Source organism: Mycobacterium sp., assembly GCF_029961025.1.
Classification (GTDB): domain Bacteria; phylum Actinomycetota; class Actinomycetes; order Mycobacteriales; family Mycobacteriaceae; genus Mycobacterium.
The window spans coordinates 604,029-629,667 of record NZ_JASBVP010000002.1 but is presented as its reverse complement, the minus strand read 5'-3'; the positions used below and the strand labels follow the sequence as shown (position 1 = coordinate 629,667).

Genomic DNA, 25,639 nt, shown 5'->3' with positions numbered 1-25,639 from the left:
GACCGCCGGACATGACGCGACCGCAGTTTTCCCGCCCGGGTCACCGGCGCCCGATTCACCCACAGCGAACCGCCGGCGAGTGGCCTCCCCCCAACCGCTGGCCGCCGCTGCCGCCACCCGCTCGCCGCCGCGGATGTCGGACACCACCGCCCCGTGCACGACGCGCAACATCACGGCAGAACACCCCTTCGGTGGCGCGCTGATAGGGCCGCGTTGAGCATAGTGGAGATGATTGTCGTTATCAATAACTCGGGCGGGGCTCGGGCTCGTGACCGCTCGCGAGGCAAGCCGTGCCGTCTAGCCCCAGCCGTGTTCGCCCGTTCCGCCGGCGTCGCGGGCCTTTTCGTTCTGCCACGTGTTCGGGACCATCGGCGTCGCCGGGCCGCCGCCGAATTCATCGCCCGCCAGCGTCATCAGCCCCGCCGCCTGCCTGATCGTCTCGTTGGTCACCGTGCCCGCCATCGTGCCGGCCGACCCCAGGGGTCCGGCACCCTGATCCGAAGGCGCGCTGGACGTGACGGGTTCCCCGCCCGGAGGCGCCCCCCAGTCCGGGTCGACCTCGACATTCATATCCATGAACTCGTCGCCATATTCGCGCCGCTTAGCGCGCTGGTGCCGCCGCGCCCGCATCCGCTCTCGCATTGCCGTCTCAGCCACCACCCCGGCGGGATCCGGCTGCGACGCCGTCCGTTTGGCGCTGAAGCCGGCACCGGTGCTCATCCCCGAGCCGAACCCGATGCCCGGTGGCCCCACCGCATAGGGGGGCACAAAAGCCGCACTGGCCGTGGTCGCGGACAGCGGGGCCGGTGCCGCGGAGCTCACGACGGTGCCGGTGACCGAAGCCGCGGGGGGAGCCGCGGCCGAGGGCGCCATCGGCGCGACGACGGTCGGGCTCATCCCGGCGGCCGGCAACACCTGGGGCGCAGCCGCGACCGGTGCCGGCGCTGGCGCCGGCTCGACGGCGGGCATCCCCGCAGGGTCGGCGGCGGCTGCGGCCAGCCCCCCGATGCCACCCACCGCCCCGACAGGGGCGATCGCCAGGCCGGGGATCGCCAGGGGCAGGTACGGGGAGATCAGCGAGTAGATGATGGCTGGGAAATCGTCGGGGCTCAGTACCAGCAAGAATGGATTGGTCAACAACAGCAACGGATCTGCCAAAAACTTTTTGAGAATGCCCTCCAGGAAACCCAGCGGATTTTGTAGGAATTCACCGAGGTGGTCGAGCCCAAACCCGTAATAAAGCCGCGACAGCAGGTCGGACCAGTTTCCCGTGAACAGGTCGTGTGCGAGTTCTTCGATAGCCTGGATGGCGGCGTTCAGCGGGTTGGTCAGCGGGGTGGCGGGGTTTGGCACCGGTGTGCGAGCGGGATTGAGCACCGGCGGCGGCGGGTCGGTGCGCGAAGCGGACACCACCGCCGTGGTGGCGACCGCCTGATAGCTGCTCATCGTGGTGGCGGCCTGAACCCACATTCGGGCGTAGTCGGCCTCGTTGAGCGCGATCGGAATGGTGTTGATCCCAAAGAAGTTCGTCGCCACCAGCACCGCGTGGGCGGCATGGTTGGCGGCCAGCTCGGCCAGCGTCGGCATGGCCGCCAACGCCGCGGTGTAGGCGCCGGCCGCGGTCTCGTGCTGGGCGGCCATCGCCGCGCTGTCGGCGCTGGCCCGCGCCAGCCACGCCAGATACGGCGCGTGCGCGGCCGCATACGATTCCGCGCTGGGTCCCTCCCACGCCCCCGCCTGCACCGTCGCCAGCACCGCGGCGAGCTCGTCGCCCGCCGCGGCGTATTCGGCGCTCAGCGCGTTCCACGCCCCCGCAGCCGCCAGCAACGGACCGGGCCCCGGGCCGCTGGACAGCAGCGCCGAATGCACCTCCGGCGGAAAGGCCATCCAGATCGGTGCCGTCATCCCGGGCACTCCGTAGTCGAAGTCGGCGCGCCATCAGGCGTGCAGCCGGGGCCGGAAGCAGCGACCCAGGCCCGAGCCGCACGGGGGTTGGTATCGCGGTTTTCCACGCTCGTGCGTCCCTCCTGGCCGTACATCAAGTTAGGCTTACTGAAGTTAGCATTGCTTATCCTAACTTGTCGAGGGCCGCCGGGCGGGTATCGTCCGACTCACTCCTTGGCGGCGCTCACCAGGTGGATACGGCGCCGAGCCCATGCAGCTCGTCGGCCAACGAAGTCACCAGCGCAGTCCACCCCCGCGAGCCGAAACACTCCCTCGGCCGGGGCACTGCTCGGTGCCGACCAACCGAACACATCAATCGCGATGTTGGTGTGGAACGTGTGGAATCATTCAATTTCCGAGTAAGCAGGTTCGATGCGCAAATTCGCCCGCGTGTAACGCGGTGGGTCGGCGGTGTCCGGGCCTTCCGCCTCGGGTTGTTTGACTACCACCACGGGGCATGCCGCTCGGGCTGCGCATGCCTGGCTGACTGAGCCGAGTATGAGACCTGCGAAGGGTGACCGTCCGCGGCTGCCCACCACCAACAGTTGTGCGTCGCGCGACGCTTCCACCAAAACTTTGATCGGGTCGCCCAATACCACGCAGCGGCCTACCGGCAAGCCCGGTGACGGCAGTTCTTCACCGACCGTTTCGGCCAACAACTTTTCGTAAGTGCGTTGCAGCTCTTCACGATCGAATGCTGCCGGGTTGGACACCAGCGGCATCTGCCAAGCAAGGACCGTTATAACCTCGGCGTCCTGACGACCGGCGGCGTGTTGCATGGCCCAGCGGAGCGCCGCGATGCTGTGGGCCGAAGCGTCAATGCCGACGACGATGCGGTAACTCATGCTACTGCCTCCCATACAACCTCGCGTGGTGCGAGCGCGTGCGCTTCTTCTTCCAACTCTTCCAAGCTCCTGCCCTTGGGTTCAGGCAGCAGTGCCACGGTGGCCGCCATGCCGGCGATGGCCACGATGCCCGCGATCACGAGCGCACCCTTGATACCCATCGACGTTGCGATGAAGACGGGGAATAAGAACGCGCCGACGAACGCACCGAGTTTGCCTGCGGCAGCCGAGATTCCGTGTCCGGTGGTGCGGACCTCGACTGGGAAGATCTCGGCGGGGTAGACAAAGGTCGTGGTGTTGGGTCCGAACTGGGTGAAGAAATAGCTCACACCGAACAGGAGGACGAACGGTACCACGGTCACCGTCACCGCTGGGATGAGCCCGATCGCCAAGAACATCAGTCCCATGACACCGAATCCCAGCGTCTGGATACTTCTCCTGCCGCTTCGGTCTAGGAGCAGAATTGCGAGAACATATCCGGGCAGTGCGAACACGGCGAAGATCGCTAGCTGGATCAGCACGTTGTCCAATTCGGTACCGTGCCTGTTGATCAGGGACAAGATCTCCGGCGTAGAGATGCTGTTGCCGTAGTAGCAGAAGTCCATCAGCGCCCACGCTGCCGAAGTCCCGATCAGCCACTTCAACATTCGCGGACTACGAAAGAGGACCGCGAACCCGTCCAGCGCGCCATGGGGCAGGCGGATCACCGTGTCAGCTGGCGCCGGCGCTGCGACCGCCTTACCCGTCGCCGCAGCGATTGCCGCCTTGGCCTCCCGGGTGGCGCCGCCAGCGAGCGCGAAGCGTGGTGTCTCGTGAATCTGGCGGCGCAGGTAAAACACCGCAAGTCCCGGGATCGCACCCAGCGCGAGCAGCACGCGCCAGGTGATGCCGGCCGGGAGGTGGGCGGCGAGCAGTACCGCGGCGATAAGTGGGCCGACGATGAGACCTGCGCCCTGCATCGCGAATACCAGGCCGATCATCCGCCCCCGGTTCTGCTTGCCGGAGTACTCGCTCATGATGGTGGCCGACACCGGGTAGTCGCCACCGATGCCGATACCCAGGATGGCACGGCACACCAGGAGCCAGATGAAGTTGGGCGAAAACGCCGAGGCGATAGCTCCGGCGGCCAGGATCAGCACCTCGTATCCATAGATTCGTTTGCGGCCCAGAATGTCAGCGACGCGGCCGAAGATGATCGCGCCCAGCGCCGATGCCAGCAAGGTCGCAGAGTTGAGCCACGCTACGTGATCGGTGGACAGATGCCACTCCGGTTTGACCAGATACACGACGATTCCGATGACGAACAAGTCGTAGGCGTCGGTGAAAAAGCCCATGCCGGATACGAACATGATCTTCCACTGAAACCGGGAGATCCCGGCGCGATCGATTGCTTCGAGTCCGGTATCCGGCTGCGACGCCGCCAAATGTGTTGTTGTCATGCATAAGTAGTCGCGACACGACCCGAAATCTGTGGGCGTTCATGGCGAACGGTAGCAGAAATCTTCGTGTATCACGGCTGAAATCTACGCTGTGTCGCGGTGAACAGCACCCGAGTCGTGGTGTGCCGGTCCTATCACGTATCACAGGCCGAAAACCCGCGCTATTGAACGAACTCTGCGACGACGATGATGGGTCGGGTGACCTGCTAACCGCAACTCCTGCTAACCGCAATGCCTGCTAACCGCAATGCCGGGCGCCGGTCTCCGCTAGATCAGCGGCCGACCGGTTCTGATCCGCCGGTCCAGGTCCCACAGCAGCACGTTGAACGGGAACTGGCGGACAAACCGCGGCATCAGCCGGTTCACCGTGCGCAGCACCGCCATCAGCCGGTCGAAGCGCCGCTGCTTGACGGCGTCCCAGGGCAGCCGCATCTCGTCGCGGAACCGTTGCGGCAAAAAGCCGGTGGTGATCAACAGCGCGACACTTTCCGACCAGCGCTGCAGCGGGCCGGGCAACTTCACCCCGCGCACCCGGGCTGCGGCAATCGGATAGAGGTAGTCGCGCACCGCCTCGTCGATATGCACCTTTTTCAGCGACTCCCGCCAATAGCGGTCGAAGGCGGCCCGGTCCGCCGGCCACATCCGCGGCGGCACCTGCAGCGTGGTGCCCAGCAGCATGCCCTCGCGATAGTGGCGGTCGGCGTCCTCCTCTCCCAGCTCGCCGACGAACATCCGGTGCACATCGACCGCGCCCTTGTACAGACACGCCGCCACCCACAGCTGCAACTCGGGATCGAAGGCGTTGTACTCCACCGGGCTATCCGGCGTCGAGTACACCTGAGCGTGCACGCGGTTTACCGCGCGCCGGAAGGCCGCCTTCTGTGCGTCGCTACCGGCAACGGCCACCGCGAGGTAGGTGAAGGTGGTGCGCGCCCGCTTGATCGGATGCAGGTCCACCCGTCCGCTTTCGACGCGGCTTTCCAGCACGCCGTAACCGACGGCGGGCCGCGCGAGCTGCATGATCACATTGGCCGGCCCGGCCAGCAGCGCCAACCCCATCAAACCGTCGCCGATACGTGCTCCCCGCAGCCCAGACCGGTGTGAGCGCCGGGGGTAGGGCGGATCGGTGATCGCTCGCTCGACGTGTGGGATCGGCTCGCGGATCGTCATACCACACCTGTCCGCTAATTGTGAGAACGAGTGATTCCTGATGTTGTCCCGTGGTTGACGCGATGTCAAGATGATGCCCATGGCTTGCAAAGCCGGGTTAGCCCAGACGTCGAGTGTGCGGCCATACCGCGGCGTCAGGCCCGCCGAACGGTCGGCCGCCCGCCGAAACCGGCTGCTGGCCGCCGGCCTGGATCTGCTGGGCGCAGCTCAGGGTGACGCCGCCGAACTGACGGTCCGCGGCATCTGTCGCCGAGCCGGCTTAGCTGCCCGCTACTTCTACGAAAGTTTCACCGACAAGGACGAGTTCATCGGTGCTGTCTTCGACTGGGTGGTCGGCGAACTGGCCGCCACCACCCAGGCCGCGGTGGCTGCGGCTCCCGCCGCCGAGCAGACCCGTGCGGGCATGGCCAACATCGTGCGGACGATCGCCGCTGATGCCCGGATCGGACGGCTGCTGTTCGGCGCGGATCCCGCCAACGCCGTGGTGGTGCGCAAACGTGTCGAATCCGCCGGGTTATTCGCGATGCTGTCCGGCCAGCATGTCGAGAACGCGCTGCAGGTGCCCGAGAACGACCGGATCCGGGCGGCCGCACACTTCGTGGTGGGCGGGGTGGGGCAGACGTTGAGCGCCTGGTTGAGCGGCGAAGTGCGGCTCGGCCCCGATGAGCTCGTCGATCAGCTGGCCTCGCTGCTCGACAAACTCGCCGCACCGGAGCTGTACCGCTAGCGGCGAAGCACCGGGACGCCCCACGATGCGACCGGCTTCCGCAAGACGGCTGACCGCTATAGTCAACCAACCCACCGGTTATTAGATTGAGACAGATGGCTGGAACGGGATGGCCGGCCGCGAGGGCCTCGGTAAAGCCCGGTGAAAGCCCTCATAAAAGCGACGAAAGGCGAACCATGCCTATTGCGATAACTCCCGAGCATCAGCAGTTGGCCGATTCGGTGCGGTCTCTGGTGGCCCGGTGGGCTCCGCCGGAGGTTTTGCACGCGGCGATGGAAACCCCTATCGACAATCCCCCGCCGTACTGGCGGGCCGCCGTCGATCAAGGTTTGCAAGGGCTGCACTTGGCCGAGTCCGTCGGCGGCCAGGGTTTCGGAATCCTCGAGTTGGCCGTGGTGCTGGCCGAGTTCGGCTACGGCGCGGTGCCCGGCCCGTTCGTGCCGTCGGCTATCGCCAGTGCGCTGATCTCAGCGCACGACCCCGACGCCAAGGTGCTTGCCGAGCTGGCATCCGGCGCGGCTATCGGCGCCTACGCCCGGGATTCGGGGCTCACCGCCACCCGCCACGGTGACGCGCTGGTGATCCGGGGCGAAGCCCGAGCCGTTCCCGCGGCGGCACAGGCGTCGGTGCTGGTGCTGCCGGTCGCGATCGACAGCGGTGAAAAGTGGGTGGTGATGCACCCTGAGCAGCTGCAGATCGAACCGGTCAAAAGCATCGACCCGCTGCGGCCAATTGCGCATGTGCGTGCCAACGCGGTCCAGGTCGGCGATGACGCGGTCTTGAGCAACCTGAGCGCTCCCGTCGCGCGTGCGCTGATGGCGACACTACTGGCCGCGGAGGCCGTCGGGGTGGCGCGGTGGGCGACCGACAGCGCGGCGGCTTACGCCAAGATCCGCGAGCAGTTCGGTCGGCCGATCGGCCAATTCCAGGCCGTCAAGCACAAATGCGCGGAGATGATCGCCGACACCGAGCGGGCCACCGCCGCGGTCTGGGATGCCGCTCGCGCGATCGATGAAGCCCGCGAAAAAAGCTGGGACGTCACTGCTTCGGGGGTCGAGTTCGCCGCCTCGGTGGCGGCGACGCTGGCCCCGGCGGCCGCGCAGCGCTGCACCCAGGATTGCATCCAGGTGCACGGCGGCATCGGGTTCACCTGGGAACACGACGCAGGCGTTTACTACCGGCGCGCGCTGCTGCTGGCGGCGTCGTTCGGCCGCGGCACCGAACACCCGCAGCGGGTGGTGGACACCGCCATCGCCACGGGGATGCGCAAAGTCGACATCGACTTAGACCCGCAAACCGATAAGCTGCGGGCCGAGATTCGTGCTGAGGTCGCTGCGCTCAAAGCGATGCCGCGCGAACAGCGTACGGTTGCCATCGCCGAGGGCGGATGGGTGCTGCCGTATTTGCCGAAGCCGTGGGGCCGGGCGGCCGGCCCTGCCGAGCAGATCATCATCGCCCAAGAATTCACCACCGGCCGGGTCAGGCGCCCGCAGATCGGCATCGCGATGTGGATTGCCCCGTCCATCGTGGCGTTCGGCACCGAGGAACAGAAAAAGCGGTTTCTGCCGCCCACGTTCCGCGGTGAAATACTTTGGTGTCAACTATTTTCCGAGCCAGGAGCTGGCTCTGACCTGGCCGGTCTGACCACCAAGGCTACCCGGGTCGATGGCGGCTGGCGCATCACCGGGCAGAAGATTTGGACGACGGCCGCGCAGTTCTCCGACTGGGGAGCCTTATTGGCGCGCACCGACCCGTCAGCCCCGAAGCACAACGGCATCACCTACTTTCTGGTGGACATGAAAAGCGAAGGTGTGCAGGTGAAACCGCTGCGTGAGCTGACCGGTAGAGAGATGTTCAACACCGTTTTCCTCGACGACGTGTTCGTGCCCGACGAGTGCGTGCTCGGTGAGGTTAACCGGGGCTGGGAAGTCAGCCGCAACACGCTTACCGCCGAACGGGTTTCGATAGGAAGCACCGAGGCTCCGTTCTTGGCCAATCTGGAGGAGTTCGTGGAGTTCATTCGCGCCGGCCAGTTCGACCGGGTCGCACAACACCGGGCCGGATGGCTGATCGCCGAGGGCCACGCCTTAAAGCTGCTCAACCTGCGCTCCACGCTGCTGACGCTGTCCGGGGGTGACGCCATGCCGTCGGCGGCGATCTCGAAGCTGCTCTCGATGCGCACCGCTCAGGGTTACGCCGAGTTCGCTTTTTCCACATTCGGCACCGACGGTGCAATCGGCGACCCCGCGGAGCTGCCCGGGAAGTGGGGTGAATACCTGCTGACCAGCCGCGCCACCACCATCTACGGCGGCACCTCGGAGATACAGCTCAACATCATCGCCGAGCGGCTGCTGGGCCTGCCCCGCGACCCGTAGCCCGGGGAGGAGCCGGGCCGGCCGGTGCTACCGCACTTCGAGGTTGCGCAACTCGCGTTTGAGGATCTTGCCGGTGGGGTTGCGCGGCAGTTCGTCGAGGAAGATCACGTCGCGGGGAACTTTATAGCGGGCCAGGTGGTCGCGGACATAGGTTTTGATGTCGTCTTCGGTTAGGGTCGAATCCGGCTTCTTAACCACAAACGCGCGCAGCCGCGCACCCCACTCCTTGTCCTCGACGCCGATCGCGGTGGCCTCCACCACATCCGGGTGCCCGCTGATCAGATCCTCCACTTCGGCGGGGAAAACGTTCTCGCCCCCGGAGACGATCATCTCGTCGTCGCGACCGCTGACGTAAAGCAGGCCGTGTTCGTCGAAGTAGCCGACATCACCAGAGGACAACAGCCCGTCGATGACCTGCTTGCCGCCACCACCGGTGTAGCCGGTAAACGGAAAGGTGGTGCCGACGAAGATCCGGCCGACCTGTCCCTGAGGTACCTCATTGCCGTTGTCATCGAAGATCTTGACCTTCACCCCCGCGACGACCGGTCCGGCGGTCGAGGGGTTGAGCTGCAGATCTTTGGGTCCCGCAATGGTGGCAAACGAGACCTCGGTCGACCCGTACATGTTGTAGAGGACCGGGCCAAGGTCTTTCATCGCACGGGTGGCCAGCTCGGCGCCTAACTGTGATCCGGACACGAACACGATCCGCAAACTCGACAAATCCGGCTTGTTCTCCATTTTTTCCAGCGCGTCGAGCATGCGTGAGAGCATCACCGGCACGAGGACCACCGCGGTCGCCTTGTGCTTGTCGATGTCCTCCAGCACTGCGGCGGGTTTGAACCGTCGCCGAAGCACCAACGTCGAGCCTAAAAACATCGCGATGGTGGCGTGCAGGTACCCCAGGGCGTGGAACATCGGCGCCGGCAGGGACGTCACCTCGCCGGCCTTGAACGGGACGTGCGCCAAGATGCCGCCGACGGGTGCCAGGGTCGGCGGGGTGCTGCGGTTCGCGCCCTTGGGGGTCCCGGTGGTGCCACTGGTCAAGATGATGATCGAGGCGTGCTTGGCCGCCTTAGGGGCCGGTGTTGTGCTGTTGCGGGCGATGAGTTCGGCCAGGGTCTCATCGCGGCTGCCCGACGGTTCGTCGCTGTCCGGGTTGACGCCCAGGGCCCGCAGCTTGCCCAGCGGCGGATCGGCCAGGCTGACGGCCTTGGCGTACTCGTCGTCATAGATGATCAGTTTGGCGCCCTCCCGCTCGGCAACCTCTTTGATTTGCGGGCCGGAGAACTCGCTGTTGAGCAGGATGATGCGGGCGCCGACGCGGGCGCAGCCGTAGTTGGCGATGAGAAACCAGCGGTGGTTGCGGGCCAGAATCGCCACGCCGTCACCGGCACGCACACCCTTGGCGAGCAGGCCGTGAGCGACTGCGTTGGCGGCCTCATCGAGCTCCCGGTAGGTGAACGATCCTTCCTCGTCGATGACCGCCACCCGGGCCGGGGTGCGCCGGGCGTTGACCGCCGGCATCATGCCGATTTCACCCCAGCGTCGGATGTCCCTGACCATCGCCGCGTAGTTCTGCGGTGGCTGTGGTGCGAATACGCCCGACTCGATGATCTTGCGTAGGTAATGCAGTTCGGCCGCGCCGCGCTCGGCGTATTGCCGAAGTTTGGCCCACGTCTGTGAGGGCACTTCGGTGAGAAGAGGCATGGCCTCACAATATGCGCAAGATGTGACTCAGGTCGCGAAGCCGCCGCAAAATTGCCGGCGATTACCATGAAGGCCCGTGACCGGCCCGATGTCACTGGAGGTGGGTGGACGCCAGGTCAGGATCACCCACCCGGACAGGGTCATCTTCCCCGGCGGCGACGGCCGACCCAGCTACACCAAGCTCGACTTGATCCGCTACTACCTGGCCGTTGCCGAGGGCGCGCTGCGCGGCGTGGCCGGGCGCCCGATGATCTTGAAACGCTTTGTCAAGGGCATCGGGCACGAGGCGGTCTTTCAGAAGCGCGCGCCGGCGAAGCGGCCGGACTGGGTGGATGTGGCCGAACTGCGTTACGCCTCGGGAACCTCGGCCAACGAAGTGGTCATCCACGACACTGCCGGCCTGGCATGGGTCGTCAACCTTGGTTGTGTCGACCTCAACCCGCATCCGGTGCTCGCCGAAGACCTCGATCATCCCGACGAACTTCGGGTCGACCTGGATCCGCTGCCCGGGGTTCGCTGGCGGCAGGTCGTCGATGTCGCCCTTGTGGCGCGCGAGGTCTTGCAGGATCACGGGCTTACCGGATGGCCGAAAACGTCGGGATCGCGAGGCTTCCATATATATGCCCGCATTGCCCGGCGCTGGCTTTTTCCGCAGGTGCGGCTGGCCGCCCAGACCGTTGCGCGTGAGGTCGAGCGGCGCGCACCGGATTTAGCCACCAGCCGCTGGTGGAAAGAGGAACGGCACGGTGTGTTCGTCGACTTCAACCAAAACGCCTACGACCGCACCGTCGCCTCGGCATATTCGGTGCGCGCCACCCCGGACGCCCGGGTGTCCACGCCGCTCGATTGGGACGAGGTCGCAACCTGCCGTCCGGAGGCGTTCACCATGGCCACCGTGCCGGCGCGGTTCGCGACCATTGGTGACCCCTGGGCGGGTATGGACGGCAGCGTCGGCGACCTCGACGCCCTGCTGGCGCTGGCCGAAGAATTGGGTCCGACGGAAAAATCGCCACGGCGGCGCGGCGGAAACCCCCTCCGCAGGAGGATCCCCTCGATGCCGCTCATCGAGATCGCCCGCACCAAGACCAAAGATGAGGCGATAGCCGCGCTGGAAACCTGGCGCAAGCGTTTCCCCACCGCGGCCGGCCGGCTACAGCCCGCCGACATCCTCGTCGACGCGATGCGCGGACCAAGCTCCGTTTGGTATCGGGTCCGCATCAACCTGCAGCATGTGCCGGCCGGCGAACGCCCGCCGCAGGGTGAACTCATCGCCGACTACAGCCCGTGGTCCAAGCGTTGAGGAAACAGCCACTTACCTCCACTTACCTCCGCGCTCCCCTTTTGAGCCAGCCCTGAGCTTGCCCGTCCTATCCCGCCGGTTTGCCGTGACGCAATAGACCCTACGGCTTAATACGAGCACTCATGACGAGCTCATTACGAGCCGGCGATCTCGACCTTAGGCACCATGTGAATGGCCTTGGCGAAGTTGGAGAAATTTGGCGAAGTCCGCATGACGGCCTCGTGGATCTCCTGGATCTGCTCCGGGGTGGCATCCGCGTCGATACGAACCGTGTAGTGGACTTCGTCGTAGCCGGGGTTGACGGCTTCATCTAGGCCCAGGAATCCCCGAAGATCGAGTTCGCCGGTGGTCTCAATTTCCAGCGATCGAACCGTGATTCCTTTTGTCGCAGCCACGGCGGCATATCCGACCGACATGCACGCGTTAAGACCCGCCATCAGCAATTCCTGTGGATTTGGCGCGCTGCCGCTGCCGAGTAATTCCACCGGCTCATCGGCCGCTATCTCGAAATTACGCGGATAACGCTGACCGCCTAATGAATACGACTCAATGCTGGTCACCGTCCGGGTTTGTCCCTGCCATTGGGTTTTCACATTAAACTGGACGCGCCCATTGGCGGGATCCTGCTTCACAGTTTCGGCAAACTCCCCAAGAGCCGCAACATCAAGTCCGTTAACCGTAGTAGCCACTTGTCACCTACCGAGTAAAGTTGGGATGTTTCACGGTCATCAGATCGCCCGTAATCAGAACGTTACCTACTGGCGAACAGGACCGTCAAGCAGTTTTGTGGCCAAAGGCTCTCCGGGGGATGCACCGTAAGGGCGCCCGGCAGAGCCCACGACCAGTGCATAGCGCGGCAGGCCGAAGGGGTCAACCGTGCGCCCCCCGTAAGGCCATCGATGGCGACCGTTATTTCGTATCGTGTTCTGGTACAACGAATTTCTGATTTCGACGATTTGACCGATGCGGATCCGCCGCACTCGTGCGGGCTCTGCGGTGGCATCGGCGAGGCGCCCGCGTGAGTCCGTGATGCGATGCGGGTGCGGGTCGCTGCCGAACAACTTCGTCGTGGAGACGGGATTACCCCTCCATGCGGTGCTCGTCGGCGCGTTGGCACAGTCGTCGAGGAAACGTTTCCGATAGAGTTGGCACGCCGTGTCTGCGCCGTGAAAGGAAGTCCGGGTGACGGATTCGGGCTGGCAGTTTTGGGTCGACCGCGGCGGCACGTTCACCGACATCGTGGCACGCCGCCCCGACGGGCGGCTGCTCACCCACAAACTGCTCTCGGATAACCCGGCCCGATACCACGACGCGGCGGTGGCCGGAATCCGGGAGCTGCTCGGCGCCGATGGTGAACGTGCCCACGTCGACGCGGTGCGAATGGGCACCACCGTGGCCACCAATGCGCTGCTGGAACGCAACGGGGAGCGCACACTTCTGGTGATCACCGGTGGTTTCGGCGACGCGCTGCGCATCGCATACCAGGATCGCCCCCGAATATTCGACCGCCACATCGTGCTTCCGGAGCTGCTGTATGAGCGGGTGATCGAGGTCGACGAGCGGGTCACGGCCGACGGCACGGTGCTGCGATCGCCCGACCTGAAGCGGCTGGCCGGACTGCTGCGCGAGGCTCACACCGACGGAATCCGTGCGGTCGCGGTCGTGTGCCTGCACAGCTACCTGTATCCGGTGCACGAGCGGGAGATCGGCAAACTGGCTGAACAGGTTGGCTTTACCCAAATCTCGCTGTCATCTGAGGTCAGCCCGCTGGTGAAAATCGTCCCGCGTGGCGATACCACGGTCATCGACGCCTACCTATCCCCGGTGTTGCGCCGGTATGTCGATCGGGTGGCAGCCCAGCTGCCCGGTGTGCGGCTGATGTTCATGCAATCCAACGGCGGATTGACGGATGCCGAGCATTTCCACGGCAAGGACGCCGTGCTGTCCGGACCCGCCGGCGGCATCGTGGGCATGGTGCGCATGTCGGCGCTGGCGGGGTTCGATCACGTCATCGGCTTCGACATGGGCGGCACCTCCACCGACGTGTCGCACTACGCCGGCGAATACGAGCGCGTGCTCACCACACGGGTGGCTGGGGTGCGGCTGCGTGCCCCGATGCTGGACATCCACACGGTGGCCGCCGGCGGGGGATCGATCCTGCACTTCGACGGCGGCCGCTATCGGGTCGGGCCGCACTCGGCCGGTGCCGACCCGGGCCCGGCCTGTTACCGCAGTGGGGGTCCGCTCACCGTGACCGACGCCAACGTGATGCTCGGCCGTATCCAGCCCGCGCATTTTCCGGCGGTGTTCGGTCCCGACGGCGACCAGCCACTGGACGATGAGATTGTGCGCCGCCGATTCCGCCAACTGGCCGCCGACATCCGCGACCAGACCGGTGATGAGCGCTCCCCCGAGCAGGTTGCCGAGGGATTCCTGCGGATCGCGGTGGCCAACATGGCCAACGCGGTCAAGAAGATCTCGGTCCAAAAAGGCCGTGACGTCACCAGATACACGCTCACCACGTTCGGTGGCGCCGGCGGGCAGCATGCCTGCGCGGTCGCCGACGCCCTGGGGATTCGCACGGTGCTGGTCCCGCCGATGGCCGGAGTGCTGTCGGCGCTCGGCATCGGGCTGGCCGACACCACCGCGATGCGCGAGCAGGCCATACAGGCGCCCCTCGAAACCGCCACGCTGGACCGGTTGACCACCGTCGCCGACTCGCTAGCGCAGGCCGCCCGCGGTGAACTGCTCGACGAAGGCGTGCCCGAGCACGCGATCCGGGTGCTCCGCCGGGTGCACCTGCGTTACGAGGGAACGGACACGGTAATTCCGGTCCAGTTAACCGATATCGACGCCATGACCGCGGCGTTCCGAGAGAGCCACCGAGCCATGTATTCGTTTCTGATGGAGCGTCCGCTGATCGCCGACGCGATCTCGGTCGAGGCGATCGGGCTTACCGAGCAGCCCGACCTTTCCCATCTCGCCGATCAGCTGACCGACGAGACCGCTCCTTCCAGGGATGACACCGTCCGGATCTATTCGGGTGGGTGCTGGCGCGACGCGCCGCTGCGGCACCGCCGGCGGATGCCGCCGGGGGAGACCGTCACCGGGCCGGCGATCATCGTGGAGGCTAACGCAACCACCGTGGTCGACGAGGGCTGGCGGGCCACCACGACGTCCGCCGGGCATCTGCTCATCGAGCGTACGAGCGCACCCCCGCCCCCCGGCGCGGGCACCAGAGCCGACCCGGTGCTGCTGGAAATCTTCAACAACTTGTTCATGTCGATCGCCGAGCAGATGGGCACCCGCCTGGAAGCCACCGCGCAGTCGGTGAATATCCGTGAGCGGCTGGACTTTTCCTGTGCGCTGTTCGACCCGGACGGCAACCTCGTCGCCAACGCACCCCACATTCCGGTGCATCTGGGTTCGATGGGCGCCAGTGTCAAAGAAGTGCTACGTCGGCGGGCCGGCGTTTTGAAACCCGGTGAGGTGTATGCGGTTAACGACCCCTACCACGGCGGCACCCACCTGCCGGATATTACGGTGATAACCCCGGTCTTCGACGCCGGCGGCCGGCGCCGGCTGTTTTTCGTCGCCTCGCGCGGGCATCATGCCGAGATCGGCGGGATCACACCCGGATCCATGCCGGCAAATAGTCATCACATCCACGAAGAGGGCGTCCTTTTCGATAATTGGTTGCTGGTGGAAAACGGACAGTTCCGGGAAACCGAAACCCGGCGTCTACTCACCGAAGCCCCGTTCGGCTCGCGCTCACCCGACACCAACCTGGCCGATCTTCGTGCGCAGGTCGCCGCGAACCAAAAGGGCGTCGACGAGGTTCGCAAGATGATCGACCACTTCGGCCTCGACGTCGTAACGGCCTACATGCGTCACGTCCAGGACAACGCCGAGGAGGCGGTGCGCCGGGTCATCGATCGGCTCAGCGACGGCGAATACCGCTACCAGATGGATTCCGGCGCGACGATCGCGGTCCGCGTTACGGTCGATCGCGACACCCGCAGCGCCACCATCGACTTCACTGGAACATCACCTCAACTGGACACGAACTTCAATGCGCCGTCCTCGGTGGTCCGGGCCGCGGTCCTCTACGTGTTCCGGACCCTGGTGGCCGACGACATCCCGCTCAACGACGGCTGCCTGCGTCCGCTGCGCATCATCATTCCCGAGAAAACGATGCTGGCGCCGGCCTACCCGGCCGCCGTCGTCGCCGGTAATGTCGAAACCTCCCAGGCGATTACCGGCGCGTTGTTCGCCGCGCTGCGGGTGCAGGCCGAGGGGGCCGGGACGATGAACAACGTGACCTTCGGAAACGAGCGGTTTCAGTACTACGAAACCGTGGGGTCCGGTTCTGGGGCGGGCGAGGGGTTCGACGGGGCCTCCGTCGTGCAGACCCACATGACCAATTCCCGGCTCACCGATCCCGAGGTGCTCGAATCGCGTTTCCCTGTGCTCCTGCAAGAGTTCGCCATCCGGCGCGGCAGCGGCGGCACCGGACGATGGCGCGGCGGTGACGGTGCCGTGCGTCGCATTGAGTTCACCGAGCCCATGACGGTCAGTGTGCTTTCCGGTCACCGGCGGGTCGCCCCCTATGGCATGGCGGGCGGCTCACCCGGGCAGCTGGGACGTAACCGCGTGGAACGCGCCGACGGCAGCACCGTCGAGCTGGCCGGGTGCGATTCGACGGATGTCGGGCCCGGTGATGTGTTGGTGATCGAAACCCCCGGCGGCGGCGGCTACGGCACACCCGAATGACGCTCGTGCGACGCGGGTTTGCTATCCGGTCGTGCCCGGGCGGTTTCCGGTGCGCGAGTTTGATGACATGGTAAGGGATCAAAACAGATCACCCGCACGCGCACTGCCTTGGCGTAGGCGGGTCGCATGTCCATCGACCCCGCCTCGATGGGCGCACCACCGTCGGGCAGCTCGTCGAAGATGCGATTGCCGCTCCCGCGCCATCAAAACGGCTCGCCAATTCGGACAACGCAGGGTGCGACAGGCTGCGCCGTTACCACCGTTTACAGGACCGTTTCCACCCGCAACCCGGGCTCGGTTCGGGCCTTGACGGTCAGTCCCACGACGATGATGTCAAAGCCTGCCAGGGCCACAGCCAGGTTCTCACACGTCGAGTTCGCCGCGCCCAGGATGTCAAGCATGACGCTGAGGCCGGAGTCGAACACACCGCCGAGCGCCACCACCACGACCCGCATGTCGGCAACGGGATCATATGCGTCGGATTCGCTACTCCCCGCGGAAGAGTGCGCCGCGTATGTTGGTCAACGACCGACGACCGAAAGGACACGAGACGTGAGCATGAGCTGTGGAATCCTCGCCCTGTTAGAAGCCAAGCCCGGTAAGGGCGACGACCTTGCCGCATTTCTGAAAGCCGGTCGCGCGATCGCAGCCGCCGAACCACAAACGATGAGCTGGTACGCATTTAAGTTGAGCGACACCACATACGGGATCTTCGACACGTTCGCCGACGAGGATGGCCGGCAAGCACACCTGACCGGTCAGATGCCAGTGGAACTCGGCAAAATAGCCGACGAGTTGTTGGCGAAAGAGCCCGACATCCGGCCGATCGATATTCTCGCGGTCAAATAACGCCCTGCCGGCGCACCAGGTAATTCCGAGTGCGTTGAGGAGCGGGTGTGGTGTGGCGCCGCCGGTTAGCAGTCGGCATCATCGCTAGTGGGTGCTGTTGCTGGCAATCCGAACGTGCTGCGGCGCGAGGCTTTCCATGCGACTGTTGCTGATCCCCGGGAGAAGATCTCGGTGACATCCAGCGACAGGGTTTTCCCGCTGGAACGGGCACGTGAAATGGGCAACTGTCGGGGCCGGGACCGCACCTGAATGGTCGAGACGGCCCGTCAAGGTCAAGCTTCAGGGGAGCGACTAGCGATTGTGCCGCTCGAGTAGAGGCTTTGCGATATCGTTGCGCAGCCTGGACGCTCGCAGAATTTCTGCTGCAGGGATGTCACGGATCTCCTGTCTGATCACAGCCGAGGCGAGCCCCCCGCACCCCATAACACCCGCTGCATTGCCCGCACCGCGCGACGATGCCGTCGAGGCGCGCCAAAACGCCTGCACGACGCAGCGTCGCGTCGTATGATGCGGTCACAGACGCGCCACGACGTCCGAGGAGCCACAGTTACCGAGGACATCGACGAGATCATCGAAAGGCACACGGGGTCTCCGCAGGACAAACAAGAACGTAAATGCATGTATCACCGCGGTGCGCCGCTGTGGCGAAACGATTGTTTCGAGAACAGCACCCGATCGACTTAGTATCACGAGGTTCGAATGGGATATTTGCTACTTACTTGCGCGATGTTTGCCTTGGCTATCGGCATAAATTCCGGTAGCGTGTTCGCCCAACGGCACTTGAGATTTTACAATCGCTGGCACAACAATAGCTGGCTGTTGCACAGCCTGGCCATACTGCCGTTCTGGGCGTTCTTTATATACTTGGTCATGAATTTGAACAGGCACTACCTACTCCGCTTTCAAAGCATGCCCGTCATCGGCTATGTATTTTTCGGCCTCGCGATACTGCTGTTCGGCCTGGCAATCCGTGAAATCGGCTGGCAGTCGCTCTTCAACGGAAATTGGTTTGATCGTGGCAGAATTTCACACACCAGCGTTTTCAAATTTCTGAAAAACCCGATATACGACAGCTACCTACTCGCCTTCGTCGGCGCCGGGCTGGTCAGTGGCAATATGGCTTACTTCGTTATCGCCCTCGAAAGCTATATCGGATTGAACATTATTGAAACGAAAGTAGAGCAAATAAAATAAGGTTGACGCTAGGAAAATCACGCGGTGCCGGCGCACCGGGGCTGCACTACTAGGAACTATCGGCCATCGAGCACCGCGGGTCGCGGCCAGGGCCGAAAGGCAGACCTTCGGTCGCCGCGTCGGTCATCATGCCTCCTTGTTGTCCGTGCTATCGGATGTCGCGCCAGGAGCCTTCCAGCGTAGGCTCCGACGCGATCGGCGCGGTCGGTATCCGTCCATGAGTCCCCAGCATCGACCCGCTCGCTGAAACATTGTCAGCCGGCTGACCATTCGGCGGTGACGAAGCGCCGGACTGGCCCGGCGGCAACCCATCGAGGCGCCGGATTGTCGTCTGCGCGACAGTCACGAATGCAATCAAACCCGGCGCGCATTGCAGGGGGTGTTACTACCTGTCAATCGACCGAAGAATAAGGGAGGCGCTGCGATGTCTGTACTGCCAGCCCCGCGAATCGACAACCCCGGGCACGAACTGGATGTCAAATCGGTGTCAGCATTGATCGACGTTGCGGCCCCGCCGGCTGCGGGTGTTCCCGCGGAACACCCGGCGGTTTCAACCACGGCAGCCGTCACGGCGCCGCCGCCAGCCCCGGTGCGGACCGAGGCGATCGCCCCTGACATGCAGCAGGAATCGCCGACTCTACCGCTGGATCTTCGCCAGCCGCGGTACTATCCGCCCCGTATGCTTTTTCTCGAGCCATCGCGAATGAAACGAGAAATGCGTCGGCTCTGAACCCAGGTTCCCTCCGCATGCCCTACCGGCGCATTTCCCTCCCTGCTGGCCAAAGGACACCCGTCGGCCGACGTCTAATTCTAATTTGGCGGCCCAGCGGTAACACCAGCGGAAGGGATTGCCCCAGGGGCAAAGTCAGGTGTTGGCGATCCCATTTCCAGATAGAAGCCGATCGGCGCATGCACCGGGCGCCAGCGCGGTGCATCAGATTCGGCTGGACGGCGGTCCGATGTCTGCTTGCGGTGGTCGCCCATCCCGGCGCAAGGTCCGGTCATCGCGCCGGCGGTTCTTCTTGCTCCTTCAGGTGGCTTTGGCTTTCAGACCGTACTCGTCGATGATGTCGATTCTGGCGTAGTGGATGGCTATCAGGCGCTCACGCTCAAAATCCTTCAAGATCTTATTCAGCGAGGATCGTTGTACGCCAAGCATGGCGGCGAGGGTACGCTGCGCCAGCGGGACGGTTCCGTCGACCGATTCGTCGAGTAGCAGCCGGGCTGCCTGCGCTAGCAATGGTTGACCCAGCAGTTCCAGGAGCCGGGCCTGGCTCGCGGAGACTCGTTGAGCGACAGAGGAAAGCCAGCGTCGCGCGATGTTGGGATGGGTTGCCAGCAGAGCATCGAACGCGGCGGGGTCAAGGAATAAGCAGGTACAGTCACCGAGCGCACGACCGGTGTAAGCCATCGGCATTTCCAGCAGCAGCGGAATGTCCCCGTCGACGTCGCCTGCCCGTAACACGTCGACGACGGCGCGGCGACGCCCTGAGCCGACCGCGAGCTCGACTTGGCCCCGGCGCACAATCCAAACCCCGGATGACTCCTGGCCGGCTGTGAAGAGAACTGTGCCGGAATGGAATTGCCGATACGTCAGGGTCTTGGCCAGCGCCGTGACATCCTCCTGGCGTAGGGGTGCGGTGGCACCGCGGCCAACACAGCGTGCCACCCACGCGGCGTGGCGGATAAGTGTGTCTGCTGGGCTCTCACCGCCGGTGAGCGCCAGCATCGCGTGCCGGATAGGTCCCGGGCGGTGGTCGGGCATCGACTTCCCCTACGCTGTCTGCTCGATCGTGTCATCGCGCCGACACGGATCTTCCCGCGCCCGCAGATTTCCCTTCGGCTCGATAACTCTTGGCATCGGGAGGCACCCGACAACGCCGGCCTCGGCGCTGCGGCGGTGCCACATCGGTCGGCTAGCCGGCCCCCGGTTCGACGTCTTCGTCACGTCGGGTCCGGATGACGCGCCCCGCCGACACACGGCCGGCCCGGATAACAGGCCCGCTTGGGCCACGCCAGGACTCGGGCCGCGACGGGCGGGCAGCGGCTGGCACATTGCGAGCGCCGCGCCATCGCCAGCGTAAACGGCCACCGCCTCGGCCGGGGTAGGGCCTCGAACCGGCAGGCGCCGGCGCTGGTCCAGGTGCACCAGCCCAGCACTGGCGAAAACCGTACCTGCTCGCGGTAGCGAGGCCGATGACCACCCTGGTCGGACCCGGGTCACACCACTGGGGCAACCACCACCACGGTGATCACAGCGGGCCAGTCGCTGACGACAATGCCGCGGCCCACAATCAATTTCGCTAGCGCCATGGTTTCCGTGCGGGTCGCTAACCGGCCGACCCCGTGGCCTCCTTAGCTGCCGGCCACCGTTGCCCCGTTGCGACGTTGACCCGCCTTTGGCTGACGCTTTAAGGAAGGCACCGACCGGTGTGCTCATCGGTAGCCCACAGGTGCTGACCATAGACCGCACACCCTCACATAGCCGAAGAGTGTCTGCAAGACGACACTATTCGCTTCGGGTAATCGCCGCGGTGGTGTCCTGATCCCGGGCCCAGCTGCAATGGAATAAGCGAGAGCGCTTCGGCATTCGTATTGCCCGTGCTGCCGTGAGACGGCGCGGTGCGACACCGGCTCGGTTTGCCGCCGCACCGCGGGAATGAACCCTTATCTGATCTGGAGGTAACGTCATGGCTATTCCGACCGAGCCCATCGGCAGCATTCCCCGGCCTGCGTGGCTCATCGAGGCGGGCCGGAACCTGGTCGCCGGGCGGATCGCCGCTGACGCCTATGCCCGGCTGGCAGAGGATGCCGTGCGGGAGACCATCAACGAACTCGAGGCAGCGGGATCGCCGGTGGTCGTCGACGGAGAACAGGCCAAGCCAAGTTTTGCGACCTACCCCCTGGCAGGCCTGGAGTCGCTGGCCGCGGACGGGCTGGTAATCCCGTTCGCCGACGGGCACACCCGGCAGCTTCCCCGGTTGACGGCGGGGCCGTTCCGGTACGCTCGGCACGCCGATGGGTATCTGAAGGTGGCGCTGCGTTACGCCCACGTCCCGGTCAAGCAGGCGGTGATCGCCGCGTCCATGCTGAGCCTGCTGTACCCGGCCGACGGCATTGACGGCTACCCCCGGGAGGAGTTCCTGGTCGATCTGGTTCGCGAGGCGGTCACAGACATCCGCGGCGCCCTGGAGGCGGGTGCACACAGCGTGCAGATCGATTTCACCGAGGGCAGGCTCGCCTTGAAGCTCGACCCGTCCGGACAGCTGCTGCGGTCGTTCATCGACCTGAACAACCGGGTGCTGGCCGAGTTCTCGGCCGAGCAGCGGCAGCGGATCGGGGTGCACACCTGCCCGGGCGGCGACCAGGACTCTCCGCACAGCGCCGACGTCGACTACGCGGGGCTGCTGCCGGAGCTTTTCGCTCTGAACGCGGGGGTGTTTTACATCCAGCTGGCCAGCGAGCCGGACCGGCCACGGGTGCTGCGCCTGATCGCCGAGCACGCCAGACCGGGGCAGCGGATTTTCGTCGGGGTGACCGATCCGATCAGCTCGCGGGTCGATACGGTGGAGGAGGTGCGGGACCGGGTGCTGGAGGCCGCGGCGTTCATCGATCCGGGCCGGTTGGGTACCTGTGATGATTGCGGGTTCGCGCCGTTCGGTGACGACACCTCCACCGCACGGGAGACCGCGTTCGCGAAGATCCGCGCCCGGGTGGCCGGTACCCAGCTGGCAGCCAGGGAGCTCGGCAGGTAAACCCTGCCGATTTTCCATCACCGAATTCCCGCATCACATTCCCGTCGACCGCGCAAGCTCGGTGGTACGCGGGCGCCCCTCGATTCCTTGATCGCAGACACCGTGCCGGCGCTCGTGCACGCGTGTGGTTATCAGTTGTCACACCGCCGATACGGCGGAAACCGCGGGTGATATGTACGCCGCCGCTACGGTTCCCCTCCGTGCATTGATGGATGCAGAGGCGCGCTGTCAACGACCACGCTGGGGGCAGAAAAATCAAGACCGTTGGCTCCGCCGGCAATGTCGAAGAAGCGGGTACCTAGTGTGTCCTCACGGAACCGGAGCCGTTAGCGGTCCGACGGGTTAGCGGTGCCGTGCTGGCGCGGTTTGCGGCAGGCCGATAGATAGCCGATACTGGCAACAATCAGCGGCACGATGTAGTTGATCGCCATCCGTACCCACGTTGCGGTGGACGCTTCACCGCTGAGTAACACGCCTCCCTGATTGACCACACACAGCACGGTGCCCACGATCAACGCCGTCGGCGTGGCCGCACGCAGCGTGCGGCCACGCAGAAACAAGCCGAGCGCTTGCACCGGCCGCTCCCAGGTAATCGGGGTCACCTTCGTGTCGGCCATAGCCAGTTCTCGTGCATTGCGGGACGGGTTACCCTGCGCAGCGGGACATCTTCGCGACATCGCGGGTGGACGTTTGCGAGGCCAGCTTGAGCCCTCGGCCATGGTCAAATACGGGTTTCATTGCCGGGCCAGTTGGGTCACCGTGGCCTTGTTGGCCAGCGCGGCGGCGATGACCTCTCCGGAGCCGTCGGCGATTACATGGCCCCCCAGCGGTCGCCCCGAGTCGCGTTCGGCGGTGTTCCCGCGGCCCGGTTTTCACCGCCACGGCGGCCAGGTCCAGCGAATCGGTGACCGGCCCGCGTCCGGTGGCGACCAGCAGCTGCTCGGCGCGCGCCTCGCCGGCATGCCCGCAGGCACCGCGATAGCCCAACCGGTAACCGCCGTGGTCACGCTCGACCCGATCGACCGTCGCGCCGGTTTGCGCCGATATGCCCTCCCGGGTGAACACCGGCTCGATAACGGCGGACGGCTCGTCTTTAGCGCTAATCAACCGTGGCATGTCGACACCGAACGACGCCACCGTGATGCCCGGGAGCCGAACCCGATTGCGTCGGCGAGCGCCGCCAAACCGGATCCGATGATCGCCAGCTCATAGCCCATGCGGCCCCTCCTCCGATGCCGATCGGGTCGACTAGCCACGACAGTCTTGACGTCTACCGCGACTGACTATAGCTCAATACATCCGGAGATTCGAATGTATTGTATCGGTTTCCGTCCACGCATGAGCCGTCACATACCACAGACGATCCGTTACCGTGACGGCACCACTGCGGCAACCGATCCGCCGCAGTTCGCCCCACCCCAGGAACCCGCTTTGGGTATACCCCCGACCGGCGGCCCGATCGACCCGCACACCGGCCTGGCTGCGCCAAGCGGCGCGCCGTCACTCAAATAATCAAAATATCCGGAAATTCGTATCTACAATGACGAATACGAAGATGTCGACTCCTAACCAATGAGGAGTTGCCCATGAATCCGGGACGGTTGAGAGACAGAAAAGCCCGTGTCGTTCGTGATCACATCCGCAGGTGCTTGCGGCGGTGACCTGCGACGTTTATCAAACAGTTTGTCGCATATTGCCATTGCCGTGCCACGCCGGACCCGTAAAGGTATATTCGGACATCCGGATCATTATAGGTTAAACTTGACACCAAGGTATCGAGCCTGGCCGTAAGTGAGGTGACGGGAGTGAGCCGCCGTAGCGATCCCAACGTGGTGTTTTTGCCCGAGACCGACAGCGGGGTCGAGATGGTGGCCAAGTTCTTCCGGGCCCTGGGCGAGCCGGCGCGGCTGCGACTGCTGGAGTTTCTGCTGCACGACGAGCACACCGTCAGCCAGTGTGTGACGCACTTGGGGATGTCGCAGGGGCGGGTGTCGTCGCACTTGGCGTGCTTGGCCGACTGTGGCTATGTGCAGGTGCGCCGGGAGGGCCGGTACGCGCACTACAAAGTGGCTGATCCGAGGGTGGCCGAGTTGGTGTTGCTGGCCCGGGCTTTGGCCGCCGACAACGCGGCCGCGCTGGCCGAATGCGTACGCATCGCCGGGCCCCCGAAACCGGCGAAGCCGCGGCGGCGGTGAGCATCGACAAGAACCGCTTCGGCGCTGTTGTCGGTGGGCGTGCTGGGCGTTCTCGCCGGCCGGTCATTCAGCGCATGCCGCCCGCGGTGACACCCGTCCTGCCGGCCGGGGTGGCGCATGGCCCGGGCGCGGTGACCGACGGCGCATATCGACCACCGATGCAGACAGCACTTATCGACAACCGATGCAGGAGGACAACTGATGCATACCCCGCACGAGTCGCACGCTGGCGCGCACCCGGCGAAGCCGGACCTCGACGACGCGAGGCCCTCGGCTCGTGGCCGGTCCTCGACCACGGCGGTGCTGGCCGCGGTGGCCCGCCGCCGCGGCTACCGACTGCTGTTTGTCGGGCTGACGCTGGCCGGGACCGCGCTCTACACGTTGGTACTGCCCGGGCTGCACACCATGCAGGTGGGTCCGTCCAACTGGGGTCGGCTGACCGTAAACGATGTGGTGTTTGCGCTGCTGCTCGGGGCCGGGCTGGCGAGCGTGCTAACCCTGCAGGTGTATGCGCTGCGGCAAGCCGCTGGGCACCGAGCCTCCAGGGGGGCCGCCGTCCTGGCGGCCACCGCGTGGTGGAGCGCCCGCCGCATCGCCGACCGTGTCGGAGACGACGAGTGCTGTGCCCCCTGAGCGCACCCGGGACGGGCCGCCGCACCGACCACCCCGACAACTAGCCGACACTCGGTGACGAACCCGCCACAGGGCCGGCCCGGGTGGCCGATCATCTCGATGAGAAGGGATCCCATCCCATGACCACGTCGAATCGAACTCCCGCTGTCGTCTGCCGCCGCGGTGTGGGCCCGTACCTGCAGGCCGTTGCGGCCGCGGTGCTGGCGATCGGCGCTGCCGCCGCGTGCGGACCATCCACCAGCCCCAGCCCGACCGGCGCCGGTAAGCCCGCCGCGACTCACGCCACCTCGGGACCGGTCACGTTGACCACCGTCGATGGCAAGCAGGTGACGGTGCCCGGCCGGGTCCCCACTGCGCTGTTCTTCTTCTCGGTGGCCGGCTGCGAGGAGTGCCTCGCCGGGGGGAAATCCTTCGCCCAGGCCGCCGCGAAGACCCCCGGCGGCAAGGCTGCCTTCCTGGCTGTCGACATGGACCCGAGTGACCCGCCGCAGAAGGCCACCGATTTTCTAGGTCAGGTCGGTGCCCCGACACTTCCCGCGGTGATCGACAAGGGTGCGGTTCTGACCGGCCGCTTTCAGGTCACTGCGCTGTCCACACTGATCGTGGTCGATCCCGCCGGCAAGGTCACCTATCGGGCCACCGGCCCGTCCGCCGACCAGATCACCACCGCGCTGCGCCAGGCGGGTGCGGGCGTGTAGTGATCAACGCGCGAAGCATCAACGGCGAGAAGGGA

20 protein-coding genes are annotated in these 25,639 nt (G+C 65.2%); 11 read left to right on the top strand and 9 right to left on the bottom strand.

What is annotated here, in order from left to right; translation table 11 throughout:
• Positions 1–297: 297 nt before the first annotated feature.
• The 4 genes from QJR12_RS03615 to QJR12_RS03600 form a co-directional block, all read right to left on the bottom strand.
• A complete protein-coding gene (locus tag QJR12_RS03615) occupies positions 298–1,905 on the bottom strand; it encodes a PPE family protein (RefSeq protein ID WP_300576311.1) in 1,608 nt (535 codons plus the stop codon).
• A 383-nt stretch (positions 1,906–2,288) separates the two neighbouring features.
• Entirely contained in the window at positions 2,289–2,789 is a 501-nt protein-coding gene (locus QJR12_RS03610; protein ID WP_300576309.1) for a universal stress protein, read from the bottom strand.
• Positions 2,786–4,228: an MFS transporter gene (locus QJR12_RS03605; protein ID WP_300576306.1), complete on the bottom strand. Its 1,443-nt coding sequence runs from the start codon at positions 4,226–4,228 to the stop codon at positions 2,786–2,788. The genes QJR12_RS03610 and QJR12_RS03605 overlap by 4 nt, the downstream gene beginning before the upstream one ends.
• 267 nt (positions 4,229–4,495) lie before the next feature.
• Complete coding sequence (locus QJR12_RS03600; protein ID WP_300576304.1) at positions 4,496–5,398, bottom strand: oxygenase MpaB family protein; 903 nt, start codon at positions 5,396–5,398, stop codon at positions 4,496–4,498.
• Between the two features lie 79 nt (positions 5,399–5,477).
• Between QJR12_RS03600 and QJR12_RS03595 the strand changes: the two genes are divergently transcribed.
• Together QJR12_RS03595 and QJR12_RS03590 are read left to right on the top strand one after the other, a co-directional pair.
• On the top strand, positions 5,478–6,125 hold the full coding sequence (locus QJR12_RS03595) for a TetR/AcrR family transcriptional regulator (RefSeq protein ID WP_300576301.1): 648 nt from the start codon (positions 5,478–5,480) through the stop codon (positions 6,123–6,125).
• 176 nt (positions 6,126–6,301) lie between these two features.
• Positions 6,302–8,500: an acyl-CoA dehydrogenase gene (locus QJR12_RS03590; protein WP_300576298.1), complete on the top strand. Its 2,199-nt coding sequence runs from the start codon at positions 6,302–6,304 to the stop codon at positions 8,498–8,500.
• 27 nt (positions 8,501–8,527) lie between these two features.
• On the opposite strand, the gene fadD2 is transcribed toward QJR12_RS03590, so the two are convergent.
• The gene (fadD2, locus tag QJR12_RS03585; protein ID WP_300576295.1) at positions 8,528–10,207 is read right to left on the bottom strand and encodes a long-chain-fatty-acid--CoA ligase FadD2; all 1,680 of its coding nucleotides are present in this window, start codon (positions 10,205–10,207) and stop codon (positions 8,528–8,530) included.
• Between the two features lie 88 nt (positions 10,208–10,295).
• On the opposite strand from fadD2, the gene QJR12_RS03580 reads away from it, so the two are divergent.
• Entirely contained in the window at positions 10,296–11,507 is a 1,212-nt protein-coding gene (locus QJR12_RS03580; RefSeq protein ID WP_300576572.1) for a DNA polymerase domain-containing protein, read from the top strand.
• Positions 11,508–11,641: 134 nt separating this feature from the next.
• On the opposite strand, the gene QJR12_RS03575 is transcribed toward QJR12_RS03580, so the two are convergent.
• Positions 11,642–12,196 carry an OsmC family protein gene (locus QJR12_RS03575; protein WP_300576293.1) on the bottom strand — a complete coding sequence of 185 codons (555 nt, stop codon included), beginning with the start codon at positions 12,194–12,196 and terminating at the stop codon, positions 11,642–11,644.
• Positions 12,197–12,689: 493 nt separating this feature from the next.
• Here QJR12_RS03575 and QJR12_RS03570 point away from each other — a divergent pair, with 493 nt between their 5' ends.
• The gene (locus QJR12_RS03570) at positions 12,690–16,280 is read left to right on the top strand and encodes a hydantoinase B/oxoprolinase family protein (RefSeq protein WP_300576290.1); all 3,591 of its coding nucleotides are present in this window, start codon (positions 12,690–12,692) and stop codon (positions 16,278–16,280) included.
• Positions 16,281–16,543: 263 nt separating this feature from the next.
• Here QJR12_RS03570 and QJR12_RS03565 read toward each other — a convergent pair whose 3' ends face one another.
• Complete coding sequence (locus QJR12_RS03565) at positions 16,544–16,735, bottom strand: hypothetical protein (RefSeq protein WP_300576287.1); 192 nt, start codon at positions 16,733–16,735, stop codon at positions 16,544–16,546.
• Positions 16,736–16,838: 103 nt separating this feature from the next.
• Between QJR12_RS03565 and QJR12_RS03560 the strand changes: the two genes are divergently transcribed.
• Together QJR12_RS03560 and QJR12_RS03555 are read left to right on the top strand one after the other, a co-directional pair.
• Positions 16,839–17,129 (top strand): antibiotic biosynthesis monooxygenase, encoded by a 291-nt coding sequence (locus tag QJR12_RS03560; protein WP_300576570.1) that lies wholly within the window; start codon positions 16,839–16,841, stop codon positions 17,127–17,129.
• A 699-nt stretch (positions 17,130–17,828) separates the two neighbouring features.
• The gene (locus QJR12_RS03555) at positions 17,829–18,323 is read left to right on the top strand and encodes a methyltransferase (RefSeq protein WP_300576284.1); all 495 of its coding nucleotides are present in this window, start codon (positions 17,829–17,831) and stop codon (positions 18,321–18,323) included.
• Positions 18,324–19,353: 1,030 nt separating this feature from the next.
• Here the strand turns inward: QJR12_RS03555 and QJR12_RS03550 are convergent.
• On the bottom strand, positions 19,354–20,088 hold the full coding sequence (locus tag QJR12_RS03550) for a Crp/Fnr family transcriptional regulator (RefSeq protein ID WP_300576281.1): 735 nt from the start codon (positions 20,086–20,088) through the stop codon (positions 19,354–19,356).
• A gap of 925 nt (positions 20,089–21,013) precedes the next feature.
• Between QJR12_RS03550 and QJR12_RS03545 the strand changes: the two genes are divergently transcribed.
• A complete protein-coding gene (locus tag QJR12_RS03545) occupies positions 21,014–22,078 on the top strand; it encodes a cobalamin-independent methionine synthase II family protein (RefSeq protein WP_300576278.1) in 1,065 nt (354 codons plus the stop codon).
• A gap of 326 nt (positions 22,079–22,404) precedes the next feature.
• Here the strand turns inward: QJR12_RS03545 and nrtS are convergent, their stop codons facing one another.
• Entirely contained in the window at positions 22,405–22,695 is a 291-nt protein-coding gene (nrtS, locus tag QJR12_RS03540; protein ID WP_300576276.1) for a nitrate/nitrite transporter NrtS, read from the bottom strand.
• Positions 22,696–22,795: 100 nt separating this feature from the next.
• Between nrtS and QJR12_RS03535 the strand changes: the two genes are divergently transcribed.
• The 4 genes from QJR12_RS03535 (at position 22,796) to QJR12_RS03520 (ending at position 25,604) form a co-directional block, all read left to right on the top strand.
• Positions 22,796–23,290, top strand: coding sequence for a hypothetical protein (locus QJR12_RS03535; protein ID WP_300576273.1), 495 nt, complete (start codon positions 22,796–22,798; stop codon positions 23,288–23,290).
• 593 nt (positions 23,291–23,883) lie between these two features.
• Positions 23,884–24,273 carry a metalloregulator ArsR/SmtB family transcription factor gene (locus tag QJR12_RS03530; RefSeq protein ID WP_300576270.1) on the top strand — a complete coding sequence of 130 codons (390 nt, stop codon included), beginning with the start codon at positions 23,884–23,886 and terminating at the stop codon, positions 24,271–24,273.
• A gap of 201 nt (positions 24,274–24,474) precedes the next feature.
• Positions 24,475–24,906 carry a hypothetical protein gene (locus tag QJR12_RS03525; RefSeq protein WP_300576268.1) on the top strand — a complete coding sequence of 144 codons (432 nt, stop codon included), beginning with the start codon at positions 24,475–24,477 and terminating at the stop codon, positions 24,904–24,906.
• 119 nt (positions 24,907–25,025) lie between these two features.
• Positions 25,026–25,604, top strand: coding sequence for a TlpA disulfide reductase family protein (locus QJR12_RS03520; RefSeq protein WP_300576265.1), 579 nt, complete (start codon positions 25,026–25,028; stop codon positions 25,602–25,604).
• Positions 25,605–25,639 lie beyond the last annotated feature (35 nt).

Bases quoted from the DNA above. Each gene is read 5' to 3' on its own strand.
- QJR12_RS03615 (WP_300576311.1), bottom strand. From the start codon at position 1,905: ATGACGGCACCGATCTGGATGGCCTTTCCGCCGGAGGTGCATTCGGCG.
- QJR12_RS03610 (WP_300576309.1), bottom strand. From the start codon at position 2,789: ATGAGTTACCGCATCGTCGTCGGCATTGACGCTTCGGCCCACAGCATC.
- QJR12_RS03605 (WP_300576306.1), bottom strand. From the start codon at position 4,228: ATGACAACAACACATTTGGCGGCGTCGCAGCCGGATACCGGACTCGAA.
- QJR12_RS03600 (WP_300576304.1), bottom strand. From the start codon at position 5,398: ATGACGATCCGCGAGCCGATCCCACACGTCGAGCGAGCGATCACCGAT.
- QJR12_RS03595 (WP_300576301.1), top strand. From the start codon at position 5,478: ATGGCTTGCAAAGCCGGGTTAGCCCAGACGTCGAGTGTGCGGCCATAC.
- QJR12_RS03590 (WP_300576298.1), top strand. From the start codon at position 6,302: ATGCCTATTGCGATAACTCCCGAGCATCAGCAGTTGGCCGATTCGGTG.
- fadD2 (WP_300576295.1), bottom strand. From the start codon at position 10,207: ATGCCTCTTCTCACCGAAGTGCCCTCACAGACGTGGGCCAAACTTCGG.
- QJR12_RS03580 (WP_300576572.1), top strand. From the start codon at position 10,296: ATGTCACTGGAGGTGGGTGGACGCCAGGTCAGGATCACCCACCCGGAC.
- QJR12_RS03565 (WP_300576287.1), bottom strand. From the start codon at position 16,735: ATGCGGGTCGTGGTGGTGGCGCTCGGCGGTGTGTTCGACTCCGGCCTC.
- QJR12_RS03560 (WP_300576570.1), top strand. From the start codon at position 16,839: ATGAGCTGTGGAATCCTCGCCCTGTTAGAAGCCAAGCCCGGTAAGGGC.
- QJR12_RS03555 (WP_300576284.1), top strand. From the start codon at position 17,829: ATGGGATATTTGCTACTTACTTGCGCGATGTTTGCCTTGGCTATCGGC.
- QJR12_RS03550 (WP_300576281.1), bottom strand. From the start codon at position 20,088: ATGCCCGACCACCGCCCGGGACCTATCCGGCACGCGATGCTGGCGCTC.
- QJR12_RS03545 (WP_300576278.1), top strand. From the start codon at position 21,014: ATGGCTATTCCGACCGAGCCCATCGGCAGCATTCCCCGGCCTGCGTGG.
- nrtS (WP_300576276.1), bottom strand. From the start codon at position 22,695: ATGGCCGACACGAAGGTGACCCCGATTACCTGGGAGCGGCCGGTGCAA.
- QJR12_RS03535 (WP_300576273.1), top strand. From the start codon at position 22,796: ATGGTCAAATACGGGTTTCATTGCCGGGCCAGTTGGGTCACCGTGGCC.
- QJR12_RS03525 (WP_300576268.1), top strand. From the start codon at position 24,475: ATGCATACCCCGCACGAGTCGCACGCTGGCGCGCACCCGGCGAAGCCG.
- QJR12_RS03520 (WP_300576265.1), top strand. From the start codon at position 25,026: ATGACCACGTCGAATCGAACTCCCGCTGTCGTCTGCCGCCGCGGTGTG.